The 18,284-nt window shown below is 70.3% G+C and carries 14 protein-coding genes; 5 read left to right on the top strand and 9 right to left on the bottom strand.

Annotated elements, in window-relative coordinates:
• Positions 1-48 precede the first annotated feature (48 nt).
• A complete protein-coding gene (locus tag AC1DYD_RS22225) occupies positions 49-891 on the top strand; it encodes a caspase family protein (RefSeq protein WP_478174922.1) in 843 nt (280 codons plus the stop codon).
• Positions 892-900: 9 nt separating this feature from the next.
• Positions 901-6,849: a CHAT domain-containing protein gene (locus AC1DYD_RS22220; protein WP_478174921.1), complete on the top strand. Its 5,949-nt coding sequence runs from the start codon at positions 901-903 to the stop codon at positions 6,847-6,849.
• A gap of 250 nt (positions 6,850-7,099) precedes the next feature.
• Here the strand turns inward: AC1DYD_RS22220 and AC1DYD_RS22215 are convergent, their stop codons facing one another.
• The 3 genes from AC1DYD_RS22215 to AC1DYD_RS22205 form a co-directional block, all read right to left on the bottom strand.
• Positions 7,100-7,462 carry an SPW repeat protein gene (locus tag AC1DYD_RS22215; RefSeq protein ID WP_478174920.1) on the bottom strand — a complete coding sequence of 121 codons (363 nt, stop codon included), beginning with the start codon at positions 7,460-7,462 and terminating at the stop codon, positions 7,100-7,102.
• A 133-nt stretch (positions 7,463-7,595) separates the two neighbouring features.
• Positions 7,596-8,111 (bottom strand): nucleoside deaminase, encoded by a 516-nt coding sequence (locus AC1DYD_RS22210; protein ID WP_478174919.1) that lies wholly within the window; start codon positions 8,109-8,111, stop codon positions 7,596-7,598.
• Positions 8,112-8,150: 39 nt separating this feature from the next.
• The gene (locus tag AC1DYD_RS22205; RefSeq protein ID WP_478174918.1) at positions 8,151-8,387 is read right to left on the bottom strand and encodes a TOBE domain-containing protein; all 237 of its coding nucleotides are present in this window, start codon (positions 8,385-8,387) and stop codon (positions 8,151-8,153) included.
• A gap of 77 nt (positions 8,388-8,464) precedes the next feature.
• Here AC1DYD_RS22205 and AC1DYD_RS22200 point away from each other — a divergent pair, with 77 nt between their 5' ends.
• From AC1DYD_RS22200 to AC1DYD_RS22190, 3 genes are read left to right on the top strand one after another with little or no spacing between them, the layout of a single operon-like run.
• Positions 8,465-9,265, top strand: coding sequence for a FadR/GntR family transcriptional regulator (locus AC1DYD_RS22200; RefSeq protein ID WP_478174917.1), 801 nt, complete (start codon positions 8,465-8,467; stop codon positions 9,263-9,265).
• Positions 9,266-9,276: 11 nt separating this feature from the next.
• Complete coding sequence (gene denD, locus AC1DYD_RS22195) at positions 9,277-10,293, top strand: D-erythronate dehydrogenase (RefSeq protein WP_478174916.1); 1,017 nt, start codon at positions 9,277-9,279, stop codon at positions 10,291-10,293.
• Positions 10,293-12,122 (top strand): IlvD/Edd family dehydratase, encoded by a 1,830-nt coding sequence (locus tag AC1DYD_RS22190; protein WP_478174915.1) that lies wholly within the window; start codon positions 10,293-10,295, stop codon positions 12,120-12,122. The genes denD and AC1DYD_RS22190 overlap by 1 nt, the downstream gene beginning before the upstream one ends.
• A 3-nt stretch (positions 12,123-12,125) precedes the next feature.
• On the opposite strand, the gene AC1DYD_RS22185 is transcribed toward AC1DYD_RS22190, so the two are convergent.
• The 6 genes from AC1DYD_RS22185 to xdhC all read right to left on the bottom strand — a co-directional run bounded on the left by AC1DYD_RS22185 (position 12,126) and on the right by xdhC (position 18,244).
• Positions 12,126-13,328, bottom strand: coding sequence for a beta-ketoacyl-[acyl-carrier-protein] synthase family protein (locus AC1DYD_RS22185; RefSeq protein ID WP_478174914.1), 1,203 nt, complete (start codon positions 13,326-13,328; stop codon positions 12,126-12,128).
• Positions 13,325-13,567, bottom strand: a complete 243-nt coding sequence (locus AC1DYD_RS22180; RefSeq protein WP_478174913.1) for an acyl carrier protein — start codon at positions 13,565-13,567, stop codon at positions 13,325-13,327. Before AC1DYD_RS22180 ends, AC1DYD_RS22185 begins: the two co-directional genes overlap by 4 nt.
• A gap of 72 nt (positions 13,568-13,639) precedes the next feature.
• Entirely contained in the window at positions 13,640-14,401 is a 762-nt protein-coding gene (locus AC1DYD_RS22175; RefSeq protein WP_478174912.1) for a phosphatase PAP2 family protein, read from the bottom strand.
• A 56-nt stretch (positions 14,402-14,457) separates the two neighbouring features.
• Positions 14,458-15,792: a glycerate kinase type-2 family protein gene (locus AC1DYD_RS22170; protein WP_478174911.1), complete on the bottom strand. Its 1,335-nt coding sequence runs from the start codon at positions 15,790-15,792 to the stop codon at positions 14,458-14,460.
• 161 nt (positions 15,793-15,953) lie between these two features.
• Positions 15,954-17,159 carry a urate hydroxylase PuuD gene (locus tag AC1DYD_RS22165; RefSeq protein WP_478174910.1) on the bottom strand — a complete coding sequence of 402 codons (1,206 nt, stop codon included), beginning with the start codon at positions 17,157-17,159 and terminating at the stop codon, positions 15,954-15,956.
• Positions 17,160-17,431: 272 nt separating this feature from the next.
• Positions 17,432-18,244 (bottom strand): xanthine dehydrogenase accessory protein XdhC, encoded by an 813-nt coding sequence (gene xdhC / locus AC1DYD_RS22160; RefSeq protein ID WP_478174909.1) that lies wholly within the window; start codon positions 18,242-18,244, stop codon positions 17,432-17,434.
• Positions 18,245-18,284: the final 40 nt, after the last annotated feature.

Here is an 18,284-nt window from a genome sequence, read left to right as displayed (position 1 = left end):
TGCACCGCCGCGGCGTGTCCAATGCCTGGAGACGACCGGAGGCTCCGCATGAACAAGCTCGCCCTGTGCATCGGCATCAACAACTACCCCGGGACCGACATGGACCTGGCGGGCTGCGTCAACGACGCCAACGACTGGGCCGCCGAACTGTCGGCACGCGGCTTCAGTGTCAGCAAGCTGCTCGACGAGCAGGCCACCAAGGCCGGAATGATCGCGGGCTTCCGGCGCGTGATCGGCCAGGCCGCCCCCGGCGACGTGGTGCTGATCACCTACTCGGGCCACGGCACCTACCAGTACGACACCGACGGCGAAGAGGCCGACGGCCTCGACGAGGCCCTGTGTCCGCATGACATCCGGGCCCTCGGCGCCGCGCTGATCGACGACGAGATCCATGCCATCTTCAAGACCCGCCGCGACGGCGTGCACCTGGTGCTGATCTCCGACAGCTGCCATTCGGGCACCGTGAACCGGGCGCCGCCCGACAACAGCGACAAGGAGGCCGGCCGGATGCCGCGCTTCATGCCGATGCGCGCCTGGATGCCCGAGGCGCGCCTGGCCACCGCGGGGCCGCAGGGCGCAGCGGTGCCGAAGAAGGGCAAGCACGGCGCCTCCTCGGCCTTCGCGACGGAGCCGGAAGACGACGCCGGCGACGTGCTGCTGGCCGGCTGCGAGGAAGGCGAAGGCCACTTCAGCTACGACGCCGACTTCCAGAACCGCCCGAACGGCGCCTTCACCTTCTACGCCCTGAAGGCGCTGCGCACGCTGCCGGCAGGCGCCACCTACGCGCAATGGCACCAGGCGCTGGCGGACGACCTGCCTTCCACGCGCTATCCGCAGAAGCCGCAGATCCAGGGCAGCAGCGAATCCACGGGACGCGCGATCTTCAGCTGAGGGTGCGCCATGGCCGAAGCGATCGTTCTGCAGATCACCGGACGCAGGAGCGACACGCCCGAGGTCCCTTCCTTGCTGCGATCGACCGCGAGCCGCGGCGTCGGCGCCGACCGCACGCCCGACGAATTCCTGCCGCCGGGCCTGCTGGAAGCCAAGGCCAGCATCGACCTCGCCGGTGGGGCGCGCGGCCTGCCCGAGGGCGGCAGCGCGGACCTGGAAGCCGAAGCCGGCCAGGTGCTGGTGCTGGAGCTGGCCGACGGCGGCACCCTGATCACCAGCCCCGCGGGGCTGCAGGCGGCGTTGCTGCGCAACCGGCCGGACCTGGTGGCCACCGATGGCCGGATCCTTTTCGACCGCATGAACGCCGAGGGCGCGGTCATGCAACGCGGCATCCTCACCCGTGCCGCCGGCGGCCTGGTCAGCCGCGTGATCTCGCTCGCGGTGGGCCGGGACCCGCTGATCGATGCGGCACAGGCCCGCCTGGCCGAGCTGATGCAGCGCAAGGGCAAGCCCGCGGACATCGCCGGCCTGGGCGTCAGCTGGCTCGGCACCAAAGCCCTGATGTGGGCCGTCGAGGAGCGGCTCGCGCGCCCTGCCGGGCATCTCTACCGCTGGCAGGACGGCGGCGGCGCGCTCGAAGGCGGGCAGGCCGACGACACCGCCCGCATGACCGGTGCCGGCGGCACGCCGCGGCCGGCGCTGGTCTTCATCCACGGCACCGGCTCCAGCACGCTGGGCAGCTTCGGCGACCTGCAGCGCAGCGACCGCGGACTCTGGGCCCGGCTCGAGAGCCGCTTTCCCGGCGGCATCTACGGCTTCGAGCACCGCACGCTGTCGGAGAGTCCGATCGAGAACGCGCTGCAGCTCGCCACCGCGCTGCCGCGCGGCGCCCGCATCAGCCTGGTGACGCACTCGCGCGGCGGCCTGGTCGGCGACCTGTTGTGCCTGCAGGACATCGACCAGCACATCGACAGCTACAGCTATGCCTTCCCCGGCGTCGGCGACGCCCAGGGCCGCGAGGCCGAAGTGCGCAAGGAACTCGACCGCGCGCACGCCGAGCACCGCGAGCAGCTGCGCGCGCTGTTCACCCTGCTGCGCGACAAGGCGCTGGTGATCGATCGCTACGTCCGGGTGGCCGCGCCGGCGCAGGGCACGCGGCTCGCGAGCGGCAACTTCGACGTCTTCCTGTCGGGCCTGCTGACGCTGATCGGCCGGGTGCCCTACTTCTTCGGCAATCCGCTTTATTCGGCCTTCAAGCGGGTGGTGATCGAGATCGCGAAGAACCGCACCAATCCGCACCTGATGCCGGGCCTCGAGGCGATGCTGCCCGACTCGCCGATGGCGGCCCTGCTGCGCGACGGCGCGGTCCAGCCCGGCCTGCGCATGGCGCTGGTCGCGGGCGACATCCAGGGCGGCAACCTGCTGATGCGCATGGGCGTGCTGCTGACCGACTTCCTGCTGTTCGACAACACCGACAACGACCTGGTGGTCGACACCGCCGCGATGCTCGCCGGCGTGGCCGCGAAGAGCCAGGCACGGGTGCTGTTCGACCGCGCCGCGGATGTCTCGCACTTCAACTACTTCAGCAACCTGGAGACCCGCAGCGCGCTGCGGGACTGGCTGGTGGAGGAGCAGCCCGACGCGCTCGACGCCTTCCAGGCCTTCCCGGCCGGCTTCACCAGCCTCGATGCGGCCGGCATCGGCAAATCGCGCGGCGTCGCCGGCGCCGACCGGCCGGTGGTGGTGCTGCTGCCGGGCGTCATGGGCACCTGCCTCGACGCCGACGGCCAGAGGGTCTGGCTCGATCCGGTCTCGCTGGCCGCCGGCGGGCTCCGGAAGATCGCCTTCGACGCCGAGCGGGTCACGGCCGGCGAACTGTTCGGCAAGACCTACGGCGACATCTGCGAGCAGCTCGCGGACAGCCACCGGGTGCTGCCCTTCCCCTACGACTGGCGCCAGCCGCTGGACGTGCTGGGCGAACGGCTCGGGACCTTTCTCGAGCTGCTGCTGAAGCAGACCGCGCAGCCGGTGCGCCTGCTCGCGCACAGCATGGGCGGCCTGGTGGTGCGGGCCTGCATCCATCGCCGCCGCGATGTCATGGACGCCCTGATGCGGCGCGACGGCGCCCGGCTCGTGATGGCCGGAACGCCGCACCAGGGCTCGCATTCGATGGTCGAGAACCTGCTCGGCAAGGGCAACGCGCTGCGGGCGCTGGCCCGGCTCGACCTGCGCCACGACCTGCAGGACGTGCTGGACATCGTGGCCGGCTTCCGCGGCGCGCTGCAGCTGCTGCCGGCGCCGGGCTTCGTCGACACCTTCCAGGGCCAGCCCGAGGGCGGCGACGCCCATCCCTACTGGGAAGCCGAAACCTGGAAGGCGCTCAAGGCCCTGAACACCGACCTCTGGTTCGGCGACCAGCGCTGCGGCCAGCCCGACGCCGGCACGCTGGCCGCAGCCGGCTGGCTGTGGACCGAAGACGCCAAGGCCGGGGCCGCGCCGAGCCTGCCCGCCGACTACCAGGAGAAGGCCATCTACGTCTTCGGCATCGCGCCCAACACGCCCTGCGGCCTGCGCCTGGAAGCGCGCGGCGGCAGCAAGCGCCTGCGCATGGTGTCGACCGCGCGCGGCGACGGCACCGTGACCTGGGACTCGGGGCGCATCGGCAACATCGGCAGCTTCTACTACCTGCCGGCGGTGCATGGCGACCTGCTGTCGACTGCCGGCAGCTTCACCGCCCTGGGCGAACTGCTGGTCAGCGGCAGCACCGCCCGGCTCGATCGCCATCCGCCCGCGGCCCGCGCGGCAGCGCCCGAGCGGCCGCGCAGCTACGACCCGGGTCCGCCGAACGCGATCGACGACATCAACCTGGCGGCGACGGTGATGGGCGGCACCCCGGGCAGCCGCATGGCGCCGCGCGGCCGGCTCGGGCTCGAGGTGCGCATGAAGGCGATGGACCTGCGCTTCCTGGCCTGCCCGATCCTGGTCGGCCACTACGAGAACGACTCGATGGCCGGCACCGAGGCCCTGATCGACACCGAACTGATGGACGGCCAGCTGGCGCAGCGCAAGGCGCTCGACCTCTACGCCGGGCCGCTGGGCACCGCCGCCGTGGTGCTGCGCGCGCCGAGCGCGCTGGACCGCCGGCGCGGCGTGCTCACGGGCGCCGTGGTCACCGGCCTCGGCCGCTACGAGGGCAGCCTGAGCCAGGATTCGCTGATGCTCGCGGTGCGCGCCGGCGTGCTGCGCTACCTGCTGCAGGTGGTCGACGTGATGGGCCGCGAGAACCGCGAGGTTCCGCTGGCCACGCTGCTGCTGGGCTACAACTCGTCGGCCAATCTCACGATCGCGGCCTCGGTCGAGGCGCTGGTGCGCGGCGTGGTCGAGGCCAACGAGAAGTTCAAGCGCACCACCGGACTCTCGGTGCGCGTGTCGCAGCTCGACATCGTCGAGCTCTACCTCGACACCGCGATCACCGCGGTCTACGAGCTGCGGCAGCTGACGCCGCGGCTGGCCGACATGGCGGCCGCCAAGGATCAGATGCTCGCCTGCAGCGGCGAGCTGATGCAGGGCATCGGCCTGCGCCAGCGCCTGTTCGATACCCGCGGCGCCAGCTACTGGCCGCGGCTGATCGTGACCGACGCCGACGACCCGCCCGGCGGCGCGCGGCCCGAGGGCGCGACCCGGCTCGCCAACCGGCTGCGCTTCCTGTATGTCGGCCAGCGCGCGCGCGCCGAGGCCGTGGTCCAGCAGCGCCAGCCGAGCCTGATCGAGACCCTGGTGCGCCAGCAGATCAGCCAGACGACCTGGAACTCCGATTTCGGCCGCATGCTGTTCCAGCTGATCGTGCCGCCGGACTTCAAGGACGCCGCGCGGCAGTTGCAGCGGATCGTGCTGGTGGTCGACGGTGCCACCGCCAACCTGCCCTGGGAGCTGATGCTGACCGACCCGCTGTTCACGCCCGAGGCGCAGGGCGACGGCCCGCTGCTGCCGCTGGCGCTGTGCACGCCGGTGGTGCGGCAGCTCTCCTCCACCGCCTTTCGCCGCGACGTGCGGCAGAGCCTGGCCCGCAACGCCTATGTGGTCGGCAATCCCTCGGTGCAGGGCTTCGGCGCCGCCTTTCCCGACCCGGCCAATCCCGAGCACAGGGACCCGGACGCGCTCGCCGGCGCCGAGGTCGAGGCGACCGCGATCGCCGCGCTCTTCGCCAACATGGGCTACGACGTCAGCCGCGCGATCGGGGACCACAACCTGGCCTCCGACGTGCTGGCCAAGCTCTACCGCAAGCCCTACCGGATCCTGCACGTGTCGGCCCACGGTGTCTTCGACCAGCTGCACGCCGATGGCCTTCGGCGCAGCGGCGTGGTGCTCTCGGGCGGCCTGCTGATCACCGCGGCCGAGATCGCGGCGATGGAATCGGTGCCGGAGCTGGTGTTCCTCAACTGCTGCCACCTCGGGCAGATCGACGCCGGCGCGCCGGCCGGACCCACGGTGCGCGACGGCAACAAGCTGGCCTCCAGCGTGGCGCGCGAGCTGATGGACATCGGCGTGCGCTGCGTGGTGGTGGCCGGCTGGGCGGTCGACGACAAGCTGGCGCAGCAGTTCGGCGAGGTCTTCTACCAGGCGTTGCTGCAAGACCGGCGGCCCTTCGGCAATGCGGTCTTCGAAGCGCGGCAGGCGCTCTGGGCCGCCCGGCCCGACAACGTGACCTGGGGTGCCTTCCAGGCCTATGGCGACCCGCTCTGGCTGGCCGAGACCGATGCCGATGGCGTTGCCGGCGCGTCGAAGGGCAGCAGCACCTTCGTCTCGCTCGACGAGATGCTCGACGAGCTGGCCCGCGCACGGGTGGAGGCCTCGCGCCGGCCCGACCGCCAGCTCGAGAGCGACCGGCAGGCGCGTATCAGGGCCATCGAGGTGGCGTGCGACAAGCGCTGCCCGCCGGCCTGGCTGCGGCTGCCGGCGCTGCAGTCGGCGCTCGGCGCCACCTGGCGTGATCTCGGCTGCATCGAGCAGGCACACCAGGCGCTGCTGTCGGCGATCCAGTCGGTCGACCCGCAGGGCCGGGTGCCGATCCGCGACATCGAGCAGCTGGCGGCAGTCGAGATCGAACTCGGTGCCGCGCGCGCCGAGCAGGACGTCAACCGCATCCGCGCCGAACAGCAAGGCGGCAAGGCGCGCAGCCCGCGGCCCGGCCCCGAGGGCCTGTCGCTGATCGAAAACGGCATCGAACGGCTGCTGTCGCTGGACAAGCTGGTGTCCAACGCGGGCCTCCTCCATTCCGGCCCGGCGGCGATCCTCAACGCCGACCGCTTCGCCTTGCTGGCCAGCGCCCACAAGCGGCGGGCCGTGGTGTTCGCGCAGCGGCTGCTCCGCCTCGACGCCAGCGCGACCCAGCGGGCCCCCTGGCGGGATGCGATGGCCGAGGCGGCCGCCGCCGGCCTGCAGGCCTACTCGCGGGCGCAGGGGGTGCCGGGGGACGACGGCTTCAGGCCCTGCTACGCCTTGCACGGCCTGGCGCTGCGGGTCGCGCTCGACGGCTGGGACGAGGCCGACGAGATGTCGGCCGGCGTGGCCCTGGCCCGGCAATGCGGCCAGGCCGTGTCGCGCCTCTATGCCGCCGGCGGCGATCCCTGGGACGTGGTCATGAGCCCGGAGGCGGTGCTGGTCGAACGGCTGCGCGACGGCAGCCTCGCGGCACCGGGCGCCGCCGGCGAGGCGGCGCTGAACGACGTGCTCCAGGCCTATCGCGCAGCGCTGGAGAACCTGAGCCCGAAAGTGCGGCATGTCGACAGGACGGTCGAGCACCTGGAGATGCTGTCGACCCTCTTCGACGCCCGTTTCCTGATGGGCAGCGGCGCTGCCTACCAGCGCATGGCCGATGGCCTGGTTGCGCTGGTCATCCAGTTGCGGCCGGGGCGCGACGCGCGCGGCGACCGGCCGAAAGCGGCATTGCCGGGGTGAAAGAGCCCCCACGCTCCCTCACTTCGTGTGGTCGCTGCCCCCCAAGGGGGCCGCAGGCCGCCTTGGGGCGGCCCGGCGTCGGCCTGAGCCCCCACGCTCCCTCACTTCGTGTGGTCGCTGCCCCCAAGGGGGCCGCAGGCCGCCTTGGGGCGGCCCGGCGTCGGCCTGAGCCCCCACGCTTCCTCACTTCATGTGGTCGCTGCCCCCTCAAGGGGGCCGCAGGCCGCCTTGGGGCGGCCCGGCGTCTCGCTCAATGCGCCGCGCCGTGCAGCCAGCCGCTGTAGTCCTTGTCGGTCCAGAGCGTCCAGAGCGCCAGCACCGCGATCACCAGGCCGCTGCACACCGCGGCGAGCATCGCATCGCGCTGCGCGTCGAAGCCCAGCACCCAGGGGGAGATCACCAGCCATGCGCCCAGCACGCACTCGGTCCACTCTTCCCATGCGCGCGGCACCAGCATTGCGCCGAGCGCGGCCGCAACCAGCGCCACGCCGACGACCACGGCGTTGACCATGGCTGTCCGCGTGTCCTGGAAGCCCAAGACCCATGGCGAAAGAACGACCCAGACGCCCAGCAGGGCATTGACCACATCCTGCCAATGTTTCAGTTGCTTCATGACACACCTCCTGCCGCCGGCGAGCGCGTACTGGCGCCCCAAACGGCATGTTGTTGGATCACGCAACGCCCGCCATGTTCCGCGCGGATGCGGGCCGGGCGTCATTTCGTTATTGCCGGCAACCAGCGAACACTCAGCGCGCAGCCCAGAAGGCGCGCTGCATCGCGATCGTCTCCTGCGCGATCTCGGCCACCGGACCGATCAGCTCCACCGGCTTCTGGCAATGGTCGAAGACGTAGCGCGACGGCACGCTCATCGTCGGGTTCTCGGCATGGCTGCCGGTCTCGGCGAGCAGTTGCGCCTCGGTCATGCAGAACACCACGCGGCCGATGTTGGCCCAGTAGGCGGTGCCGGCGCACATGCAGCAGGGCTCGACCGCCGTGTAGAGCGTGCAGCCCCACAGGAACTCGGGCGTGAAGTTGGTCGCGGCGACGCGTGCCAGCGTCGACTCGGCGTGGTTGACGGTGTCGATGTTGCATTGCTCCAGCAGCACGGTCTCCTGGTCGGGACCGACCAGCACGGCGCCGAAGGGGTGATGGCCGAGCGCGACGGCGCGCTGGGCCACCGCGTTGGAGCGGCGCAGGTGGCGCAGCATCTGGTCGTGCGTGGGGTGCAAGCCCTGGGCCGGAAGGGGTGGGGTCTGGGACATGGTCTGGATATTCCTCGATCGGGCGACAGTCCGAGGCTATTACTTTTGCCGTTGGCCGGTGCCGGCGTCGAAGAGATGCGCGCGCTGAAGGTCGGGTTGCAGGTGGATCGTGGTGCCGGGCGCGAAGTCGTGGCGCTCGCGGAACACAGCCGAGAGTTCGACCCCTTCGTGGCGGCAGGCGACGAAAGTGTCCATGCCGGTCGGCTCCATCACCGCCACTTGGGCGGCAATGCCGCCCTGGTCGGCCAGCGCCAGCATCGCGACCCGGCGGCGCATCAGGGCAAACCGTTAGGCATCAACCCGCAAAAAATTTGTATGATGACCTGATAACCGCCTTTTTCTCTTCCTCCGCCGTGCGGGATTCCGCCTCCCCCCAACCCCAGCCGCTGGTCGTCGACCGGCTGTCGGACCGGTTGGCGGCGCTGCTGGGCGCGCAGATCGAAAGCGGCGCCCTGCAGGCCGGCGACCGCCTCCCCACCGAGCAGCAGCTGGCCTCGGCCCACGGCGTCTCGCGCACCGTGGTGCGCGAGGCGGTGCACCAGCTCAAGTCGAGGGCCCTGGTGCAGTCGCGCCAGGGTTCCGGCGTCTTCGTCGCGCCGCCGCCTCTCAACCAGCCGCTGGCCTTCGACCCGGCCGTGCTGACCTCGGTGCAGGCGGTGGTCCACGTGGTCGAAGTGCGGCGGGTCCTCGAAGGCGAGATCGCCGCACTGGCCGCCGAGCGCGCCACGCGCAGCCAGATCGCGTCGCTGCGGCGCGCCCTCATGGCCATCGACACCGCGGTGGCCGAGGGCCGCGACGGCGTCGCCGAGGACCTGGCCTTCCACCGCGTGATCGGCGAGTCGACCGGCAACCCGCAATTCCGCCTGCTGCTCGGCTTTCTCGAGCAGTACCTGCGCGAAGGCATGCGCATCACGCGCGGCAACGAGGCCCGGCGGGCCGACTTCATGACGGCAGTGCAGCGCGAGCACCGCGCCATCTTCGAGGCCATCGCGGCCCACGACCCGGTCGCGGCCCGCCTGCACGCCAACGAACACCTCATCCGCGGGGAACAGCGGCTGGTCGAGGGCGGCGTCATCGACGGTCGCCGTCGCCAGGCCGCTGCCCGGGTCGCTCGCGCCGGGGCCTCCGCACCCATCCGCAAAGCAAAGCACTGAAGGAGAACGCAATGAAACTCATGATCACCGGCGGCGGAGGCTTCGTCGGCGCCCGCCTCGCACGCACCCTGCTCGCTCGCGGCACGCTGGCCGGCCAGCGCATCGAGCGCATGGTGCTGACCGACATCGCGCCGCCCCCGGCCGACCTGCTGGCCGACGCGCGGGTCGAGGCCCGCACCGGCGCACTGCTGGCGCAGACCGAGGCGCTGCGCGAAGAGCCCTTCGACGGCATCTTCCACCTGGCGTCGGCCGTGTCGGGCGAATGCGAGCTCGATTTCGACCTCGGCCTGCGCTCCAACCTCGACAGCACGCGGGCGCTGCTCGATGCGCTGCGGGCCCACGTGAACGGCGGCGGCAAGCTCGCGCGGCTGGTGTTCTCGAGCTCTGTGGCGGTGTTCGGGCCCGACCCGGCGCTGCCCCTGCCCAAGCAGGTGGCCGACGACACGCTGCCGGCGCCGCAGACCTCCTACGGCACCCAGAAGCTGATCTGCGAGCACCTGGTGGCCGACTACACGCGCAAGGGCTACGTCGACGGCCGTGCCGCGCGGCTCATGACCGTCACCGTGCGGCCGGGCCGGCCCAACGGCGCCGCCTCCTCTTTCTTCAGCGGCATCATCCGCGAGCCGTTGGCCGGCGTCGAATCGATCTGCCCGGTCTCGCCCGAGGTGTCGCACCCGGTGTCCTCGCCGTCGCGCACCGTCGACGGGCTGATCGCGGTCTACGAGGCGACGCGCGAGGCCTTTTGCGGCCGCACGGCGCTCAACCTGCCGGCGCTCAACGTGCGCGTGGCCGACATGCTCGACGCCCTCGAAGCGGTGGCCGGTCCGAAGGTGCGCGCCCGGGTGCGCTTCGAGCGCGACGAGCGCATCGCCGGCATCGTGGCCAACTGGCCCGGCGGCGCAACGGCCGCGCGAGCGGCGCGCCTGGGCCTGCTGCCGCACGAGAATTTTGCCGATATCGTCCGCCAGTACATCGACGACTGCGCGGCGCTGCCGAATGCAGACCAGACCTTGAAGGGAATGTCCTGATGAAAACCCACACGAAGAAGAAAGCCAAGTCCACCGCCCAAAAGCCGCGAACGCCGGCGCTGCGCTCGCAGGCCTGGTTCGACAATCCGGCCAATGCCGACATGACCGCGCTCTACCTCGAGCGCACCATGAACTTCGGCCTCGGCTTCGACGAACTGCAGTCGGGCCGGCCGATCATCGGCATCGCCCAGACCGGCTCCGACATCGCGCCCTGCAACCGCCACCACCTGGTGCTGGCGGAGCGGGTGCGCGAAGGCATCCGCGACGCCGGCGGCATCGCCTTCGAATTCCCGATCCACCCGATCCAGGAAACCTGCAAGCGGCCGACCGCGGCGCTCGACCGCAACCTCCAGTACCTCTCGCTGGTCGAGGTGCTCTACGGCTATCCGATCGACGGCGTGGTGCTGACCACCGGCTGCGACAAGACCACCCCGGCACAGCTGATGGCCGCCGCCACGGTCGACATCCCGGCGATCGCGCTCAACTCGGGGCCGATGCTCAACGGCTGGTACCAGGGCGAGCGCACCGGCTCGGGCACCATCGTCTGGCGCGCGCGCGAGATGATGGCCGCCGGCGAGATCGGCTACCAGGAGTTCCTGAAGCTGGTCGCGTCGTCGGCCCCCTCGACCGGCCACTGCAACACCATGGGCACCGCGTCGACGATGAACTCGCTGACCGAGGCGCTCGGCATGACGCTGCCCGGCAGCGCCGCGATTCCCGCGCCCTACCGCGACCGCCAGGAGATGGCCTACATGACCGGCAAGCGCATCGTCGAGATGGTGCGCGAGGACTTGAAGCCCTCCGACATCCTCACACGCGAGGCCTTCGAGAACGCGATCGTCGTCAACTCCGCGCTCGGCGGCTCGACCAACGCGCCGGTGCACCTGAACGCGATCGCCCGCCACATCGGTGTCGAATTGACCACCGGCGACTGGGAGAAGCACGGCTACAAGATCCCGCTGATCGTCAACCTGCAGCCGGCCGGCGAGTACCTCGGCGAGGACTACTACCGCGCTGGCGGCGTGCCTGCGGTGGTCGCCGAGCTGATCGCCAAGGACAAGATCAAGCCGGCCCTCACGGCCAACGGCAAGACCCTGATCGAGAACTGCGAAGGCCAGTTCACCAGCGATCGCAAGGTGATCTGGCCCTATGCCAAGCCGATGAAGAAGAACGCCGGCTTCCTCAACCTCAAGGGCAACCTGTTCGACTCCGCGATCATGAAGACCAGCGTGATCACGCCCGAATTCCATACCCGCTACCTCGAGGACCCGAAGGACCCGATGGCCTTCGAAGGCACGGCCATCGTCTTCGACGGCCCCGAGGACTACCACCATCGCATCGACGACCCGAAGATGAAGATCGGCCCCCACAGCGTGCTCTTCATGCGCGGCGTGGGCCCGGTCGGCTATCCGGGCGCGGCCGAAGTGGTCAACATGCGCGCGCCGTCCTACCTGATCAAGAAGGGCATCACCGCCCTGCCCTGCATCGGCGACGGCCGGCAGTCCGGCACCTCGGGCTCGCCCTCGATCCTCAACGCCTCGCCCGAGGCGGCGACCGGCGGCGGTCTGGCGCTGGTGCGCACCGGCGACCGCGTGCGCATCGACCTGAAGAAGCGCACCGCCAACATGCTGGTGTCCGACGAGGAGCTCGAGAAGCGGCGCGCCGAGCTGGCCGCCGCCGGCGGCTACCCGTACCCCCCGAGCCAGACGCCGTGGCAGGAAATCCAGCGCGGCATCGTCGACGAGTTGTCGGCAGGCATGGTGCTCAAGCCGGCGGTCAAATACCAGAAGATCCACGCGACCTTCGGCATCCCCCGGGATAACCACTAGCGCTCAGGACCGGCTGAAAAGCAGCACCGAATTCGTGCCGCCGAAAGCGAAGGAGTTGCTGATCGCGGCATGCAAATCCGGCGCGTCGCTGTCACCGGGCAGCACCAGGTTCAGCCCGCAGGCCGGATCGGCCGCGACGCAGTGCATGTTCGGCGGCAACGCACGAAGATGCAGTGCCAGCACCGTGACCACGGCCTCGAGCGCGCCCGCGGCGCCGAGCAGGTGCCCGTGCAGCGCCTTGGTCGAGCTCACGCGCAGGCGGTCGAGGTCCTCGCCCCAGACAGCGGCCAGCGCATCGCGCTCGACCACGTCGCCGATGCGGGTGGCCGTGCCGTGCGCATTGCAGTAACCGACGTCGCGCGGCTGCAGCCCGGCCTGGCGCAGCGCCTGGCGCAGCGCGCGCGCCTGGCCCGGCGCGTCCGGCTTGGTCAGGTGGGTGGCGTCGCAGCTGATTCCCCAGCCGGCCAGTTCGGCGTAGGCCCGGGCGCCGCGGCGGCGTGCGCGCTCGGCCGATTCGAGCACCAGGAAGGCGGCCCCCTCGCCGAGCGCGAAGCCGCTGCGGTCGCTCGCGAAAGGCCGGATCGCAGTGGCCTCTTCGCCGGGCTTGACGTTCGCCAGCGTCTGCATCGCCTGCCAGGCGAGCACCACGCCCGGCACGATGAGCGCCTCGCTGCCGCCAGCGATCGCCAGATCGACATCGCCACGCTGCACCGCCTTGGCCGCTTCGGCAATGGCCACCGACGAGGAGGCGCAGGCCACCGAATAGGTCAGCACCGGACCCTGCGCGCCCTGGCGCATCGCCACCTGCGACGCCGGGGCATTCGGCATGAAGGCCGGGATGGTCAGCGGCGGCACCCGTGCGCCGCCGCGGTAGGCCGCCTCGAGCGCCGCGGCGCCGCCCATGCCGCAGCCGGAGAAGACGCCGATGCGCTCGGGATCGATGTCTCCGAGCGCGCCGGCATCCCGCATCGCGAGGTCGGCCGCGGCCACCGCGAGCTGACTCACACGGTCGACGCCGGCAAGCTGCAGCTTGGTGAACCAGCGCGATTCATCGAAGGCCACGCGCGCCGCGGCGGCCGCCTTGGGCAATTCGGGAAAGACCGGCTCCAGCGCCGAACGGCCGCGCAGCAAGGCCTCGAACGCGCCGGCGTGATCATCGCCGTGGGGGGCCATGAGGCCCAGGCCGGTGACCGCAACCGGGTTCACGTGGTGGTCTGCGTCGCCCTGATGCTGTCGACCACGGCCGCGAGATCGGCCAGGGTGTCGATTTTCGGATCGTCGTCGGGCATCGCGATCGAGAAACGGTCTTCGATGGCGAACACGAACTCGGCCAACGCCAGCGAATCGAAGCCTTTCTCGCGCATCGAAGCATGGGGGTCGAGTGCCGATGCCTCGATGCCGTACTTCTCGTGGATCAGGTCCTGCAATTCCTTCAGCGAACTCATCGTGCGGTGTCCGTCGTCATTTCTGGCCGTCTCCCTGAGGACGGCAATGTTGTGGATGTCGGCCCGCGAGAATCAGCTCCTCCTGGCGCGGCCGCCGAAGCGGCCCGCGGGCAGTGACGTCTCATGATATCCGCTCCAGCCCGTCGGATTCGCGCTGGGGCGGGGCCGCCAGCGCAGCGACGGCAGCGCGAACAGGACGCCCAGCAAAGCGCCGGCGAGCACGTCCAGTACCACGTGCTGCTTGATCGCCAGCGTCGACCAGGCGATGGCCGCGAACCACAGCGCATTGGCCAGGCGCAGCGACATCGGCGCCCCCGCGTCGCGCAGGATGTGCTCGACCCAGAGGGCCGTGAAGATTGCGATCGCGACATGCATCGACGGACAGGCATTGCCGGCGGCGTCGACGCCCTGCAGGATCGCGAAGCCCGGAAAGTCCGTCGGCGGCAGCGGGATCGGCGGGATCTGGGTCGGCCAGAAGTAGAACAGGGACAGGCCCGTCAAGCACAGGCCGCCGACCCACAGCCCATACACCACCAGTTCGCGGAAGCTGAGCTGGAGTCCGGGCGCAAAGCCCACATACAGCCAGAGCGAGAAATAGGCGACCAGCGCCTGGGGCTGGAACGGGACCAGGTGGTCGAACGCGGTCAGCGGCATCACCGCGACCGGGCTCGCCGGCTGCCGCAACAAGTGGAAGTAGCCGATGAAGAACAGCCAGGTGAAGGCGGTGGTGCCGATCACCTTCAAGGCGAAATGCCTGCGGATCCGCAACCAGATCTCGACCTTCCAGCTCTCGGGGGGACGGGGCGCCGGGCGCGGGTCGGGGGGGGGAGTCATGGGGCTCGGCGTTGTCGCGGATTCTCGCATCAGCAACAACGCCGGGCGAGTCGACGCTAGAGAATCAGCAGCGCCCTGAAGTCATTGACGTTGGTATGGGTCGGTCCGGTCACCAGCAGATCGCCGATGGCATCGAAGTAGCCGTAGGCGTCGTTGCGGTCCAGATGGTCGGCGAGCTTGACACCGGCCGCCTCGGCGCGGCGCAGCGTGTCGGGCGTGACGACGGCGCCGGCATTGTCCTCGACGCCGTCGATGCCGTCGGTGTCGGCCGCCAACGCCCAGACACCGTCGCGGCCGGCCAGCGCGCCGGCGAGCCCCATGCAGAACTCGCCCGCCCGGCCGCCGCGGCCCTTGGCCTGGCCGGGCCGCCGCGGCCGGATGGTGACCGTGGTCTCGCCGCCCGACAGGATCACGCAAGGCTTGGCGAACGGCGCGCCGCGCAGCGCCACGGCGCGCGCCAGGGCGCCGTGCACCTTGCCCACTTCGCGCGATTCGCCTTCGATCTCGTCGCTCAGGATGTGGGCCGGAATCCCGGCGGCATGGGCCGCGGCCGCAGCCGCCTCGAGCGACTGCTGGGGCGCCGCGATCACGTGCGTCACGTGGCCCTCGAACACGGCATCACCCGGCTTCGAGGTCTCGAGCGCCCCGCTTTCGAGGCGCGCCCGCACCGGCGCGGGCACCTCGATCCGGTAGCGGTCGAGGATCGCCAGCGCGTCGGCGCAGCTGCTCGCATCGGGCACGGTGGGGCCGCTGGCGATCACGGCCGGGTCGTCCCCCGGCACGTCGCTGATGGTCAGCGTCACGACCTTGGCCGGTGCACAGGCGGCCGCCAGCCGGCCGCCCTTGATCCGCGACAGGTGCTTGCGCACGCAGTTCATCTCGCCGATGTGGGCGCCCGATTCGAGCAGCTCGGTGTTGATGCGCTGCTTGTCGGCCAGCGTGAGCCCGTCGGCCGGCAGCGTCAGCAGCGAGGAGCCACCGCCCGAGATCAGACACAGGACGAGGTCGTCGGCCGTCAGGCCTTGGGTGAGCGCGAGGATTCGCTGCGCGGCGTCGAGTCCGGCCTGGTCGGGCACCGGATGCGCCGCCTCGACCAGTTCGATGCGCGAGGCCAGCCCCTCGGGGCGCGGCGGGATGTGGCCATAGCGCGTGACCACCAGGCCCGACAGCGGTGCCTCCGCCGGCCACAGCGCCTCCAGCGCCTGCACCATCGAGCCGCCGGCCTTGCCGGCGCCGAGCACCAGCGTGCGGCCCTTCGGCGGTGGGGGGAGGTAGGCGCCCATGCTGGCCAGCGGCAGCGCCCGCTCGACCGCGACGCGGTACAGATGCTCAAGGAATTCGCGCGGCGCCGAGTGCGCGTCGGGGGATGGTTGCAGTTTCGATGTGGTCATAGATCGCCTTGTCTCGACATTGTCTCCATCTTCGCCCGCCTCGCCGCGAGGCGAGTTGGGCCGTTCGTGAAACACCGCGGAGCTGGCTTTGCCAGGCCGCTGGTGTTGCCCCCGGCAGGGGGTGGGCGGGCTACACGAAGTGAGCCCAACCTGGGGGCGAGCTATTTCGTACTGGCTCCGCCTTCGAACCACTTGCCGATCAAGGCCCGCTCGGCGTCGGTGATACCGGTCGAATTGTTCATCGGCATGATCTTGGTCACCACCGCCTGCTGGTACACCGCCTGCGCATGCGCGGCGACCTGGTCGGGCGTGTCGAGGCGCACGTTCTTCATCTGCACCTGGGCGCCGTGGCACATGTAGCAGCGCTGCTCGAGCACCTTCTGCACGTCGCCATAGGACACCTTCTTGACCGCCGCGCCGGGCGCCGGTTCCGCCGCCGGCTCGGGCTTCATCCAGACGATGGTGAGGCCCAGCGCCGCGATGCCGAACAGCGCGTAGGGAATCGGATTGCGCGCATTGCCGAGCTTGAATCGATGGCGCACCACGAAGAACTGCCGGATGGCCGCGCCGCCGAGCATGATCAGCAGCAGCACGATCCAGTTGTACTTGTGGGTGTAGGTGAAGCTGTAGTGGTTGCTCAGCATCGCGAACAGCACCGGCAAGGTGAAGTAGGTGTTGTGCACGCTGCGCTGCTTGCCGCGCTGGCCATGCACCGGGTCGACCGGCTTCCCTTCGCGCAGCGCCTGCACGTTCTTGCGCTGGCCCGGGATGATCCAGAAGAACACGTTGCCGCTCATGGTCGTGGCCATCATCGCGCCGACCAGCAGGAAGGCCGCACGGCCGGCAAACCACTGGCAGGCCAGCCAGGCCGCGAAGGCGATGAAGATGGCGACCAGCACGCCGACGATGGTGTCGCCGTTCTTGCGCCGGCCGAACAACTGGCAGATGCCGTCGTAGACCATCCAGAAGACCACGAAGAAGGCCAGCGCGACGCCGATCGCGGCGCCGGGCTGCCAGTCCATCCTGGACTTGTCGATCAGGTAGGTGCTGGCGTTCCACAGATAGGACATCGTGAACAGCGCGAAGCCCGTGAGCCAGGTCGAGTAGCTCTCCCAGTACGACCAGTGCAGGTGGTCCGGCAGCCGCTTGGGCGCCAGCGCGTACTTCTGCATGTTGTAGAAGCCGCCGCCATGCACCGCCCACTGTTCGCCGCCGACGCCCTTGTCGAGGGATTCCTGGTCTTGCGGCTTCTCGAGGCTGTTGTCCAGCATCACGAAGTAGAAGGAGGCGCCGATCCAGGCGACGGCGGTGATGACGTGGACCCAGCGCAACAGCAGATTGGCCCAGTCGAGGTAGTAGCTTTCCATGTGCTCTCAACCTTGTCGGCGCGTGGGGGCGCCGCGGTGTACCGGCCTGCTCACCACTGCGGGCGCTGTAAGCAGAGAAAGTGCCGCGAACGCAGACCCGGGCTGGGGTCTCGCTCCGCTGCGGCTTGTTGTGGACTGAAGTGTATACACTTTTAAGGGCTGGCTCCCGGGTTTTTGCATCACTCAGCGTGCTCGAAAACCCTGAGCGCCATTGACAGGAACACCTTCACGCAGGAGCGCTTCGTTATTCGCCTTCGGAGCGGCCGGGCGCCTCATGCAGGCGGAAGCGATTGCAACAACTGTGCCGCGACCGCCACGGCAATCACCTCGGGTTCCTTGCCGGTGATGCCGGGAACGCCGATCGGACAGGTCACCCGGTCCATTTCCGGCGCCGTGAAACCCCGTGCCTCCAGCCGGTGGCGAAAGGTCGCCCACTTCGTCTTGCTGCCGATCAGGCCGATATAGGGCAGGTCGTCGCGCTTGCGCAGGCGCTTGAGGCAGGCGATGACGATATCGAGGTCTTCCGCATGGCTGAAGCTCATGATCAGCACGCGCGAGCCCGGGGCGAGCTGCGCCACGGCCTGCTGCACCGGGTCGGAATGCTCGGTCTCGATCTGCGCCGGCAGCTCGGGCGGAAAGACGCCGTCGCGGCTGTCGATCCAGCGCACCGCGAACGGCAGTGCAGCGAGCAGTCGCGCCAGGGCGGCGCCCACGTGGCCGCCGCCGAACAGCGCCACCGGCTCCAGGTGCGCCAGCAGTTCGGCTTGCAGTGCCTTCGCATCCCCGGCATCGATCAGCCGATAGGACAGGAAGACCACGCCGCCGCAGCACTGGCCCAGGCTCGGGCCCAGCGGGTAGCGCCGCACGCCCTCGATCGGCGGGCCGCCCGCGAGCCAGACGCGGGCTTCATCGGTGGCCTGGAACTCGAGCTGGCCGCCGCCGATGGTGGCGGTGAGCCCCTCGGCCCAGACCGCCATCCAGGTGCCGGCTTCGCGCGGCGCCGAGCCCTGGGTCGACTCGACGCGCACCAGCACGCCGCGTTCGTGCGCCAGCCGCCCCAGCAATTCGTCGACTGCGCCGCTCATCTTGGAAACCTCCGGTTGCGCGGCCCATGGCCGGGCGCGG

The organism is Variovorax sp. P4_B11, from assembly GCF_056402355.1.
Note: the sequence above shows the minus strand (reverse complement) of the source record. Positions and strands in the feature narration are given on the sequence as shown.

Excerpts from the sequence above, each read along its gene's own strand:
- AC1DYD_RS22225 (WP_478174922.1), top strand. The coding sequence starts at position 49 with ATGAACAAGCTCGCCCTGTGCATCGGCATCAACAACTACCCCGGGACC.
- AC1DYD_RS22165 (WP_478174910.1), bottom strand. The coding sequence starts at position 17,159 with ATGGAAAGCTACTACCTCGACTGGGCCAATCTGCTGTTGCGCTGGGTC.
- AC1DYD_RS22215 (WP_478174920.1), bottom strand. The coding sequence starts at position 7,462 with ATGAAGCAACTGAAACATTGGCAGGATGTGGTCAATGCCCTGCTGGGC.
- AC1DYD_RS22205 (WP_478174918.1), bottom strand. The coding sequence starts at position 8,387 with ATGCGCCGCCGGGTCGCGATGCTGGCGCTGGCCGACCAGGGCGGCATT.
- AC1DYD_RS22220 (WP_478174921.1), top strand. The coding sequence starts at position 901 with ATGGCCGAAGCGATCGTTCTGCAGATCACCGGACGCAGGAGCGACACG.
- AC1DYD_RS22190 (WP_478174915.1), top strand. The coding sequence starts at position 10,293 with ATGAAAACCCACACGAAGAAGAAAGCCAAGTCCACCGCCCAAAAGCCG.
- AC1DYD_RS22180 (WP_478174913.1), bottom strand. The coding sequence starts at position 13,567 with ATGAGTTCGCTGAAGGAATTGCAGGACCTGATCCACGAGAAGTACGGC.
- AC1DYD_RS22175 (WP_478174912.1), bottom strand. The coding sequence starts at position 14,401 with ATGACTCCCCCCCCCGACCCGCGCCCGGCGCCCCGTCCCCCCGAGAGC.
- AC1DYD_RS22170 (WP_478174911.1), bottom strand. The coding sequence starts at position 15,792 with ATGACCACATCGAAACTGCAACCATCCCCCGACGCGCACTCGGCGCCG.
- denD (WP_478174916.1), top strand. The coding sequence starts at position 9,277 with ATGAAACTCATGATCACCGGCGGCGGAGGCTTCGTCGGCGCCCGCCTC.
- AC1DYD_RS22210 (WP_478174919.1), bottom strand. The coding sequence starts at position 8,111 with ATGTCCCAGACCCCACCCCTTCCGGCCCAGGGCTTGCACCCCACGCAC.
- xdhC (WP_478174909.1), bottom strand. The coding sequence starts at position 18,244 with ATGAGCGGCGCAGTCGACGAATTGCTGGGGCGGCTGGCGCACGAACGC.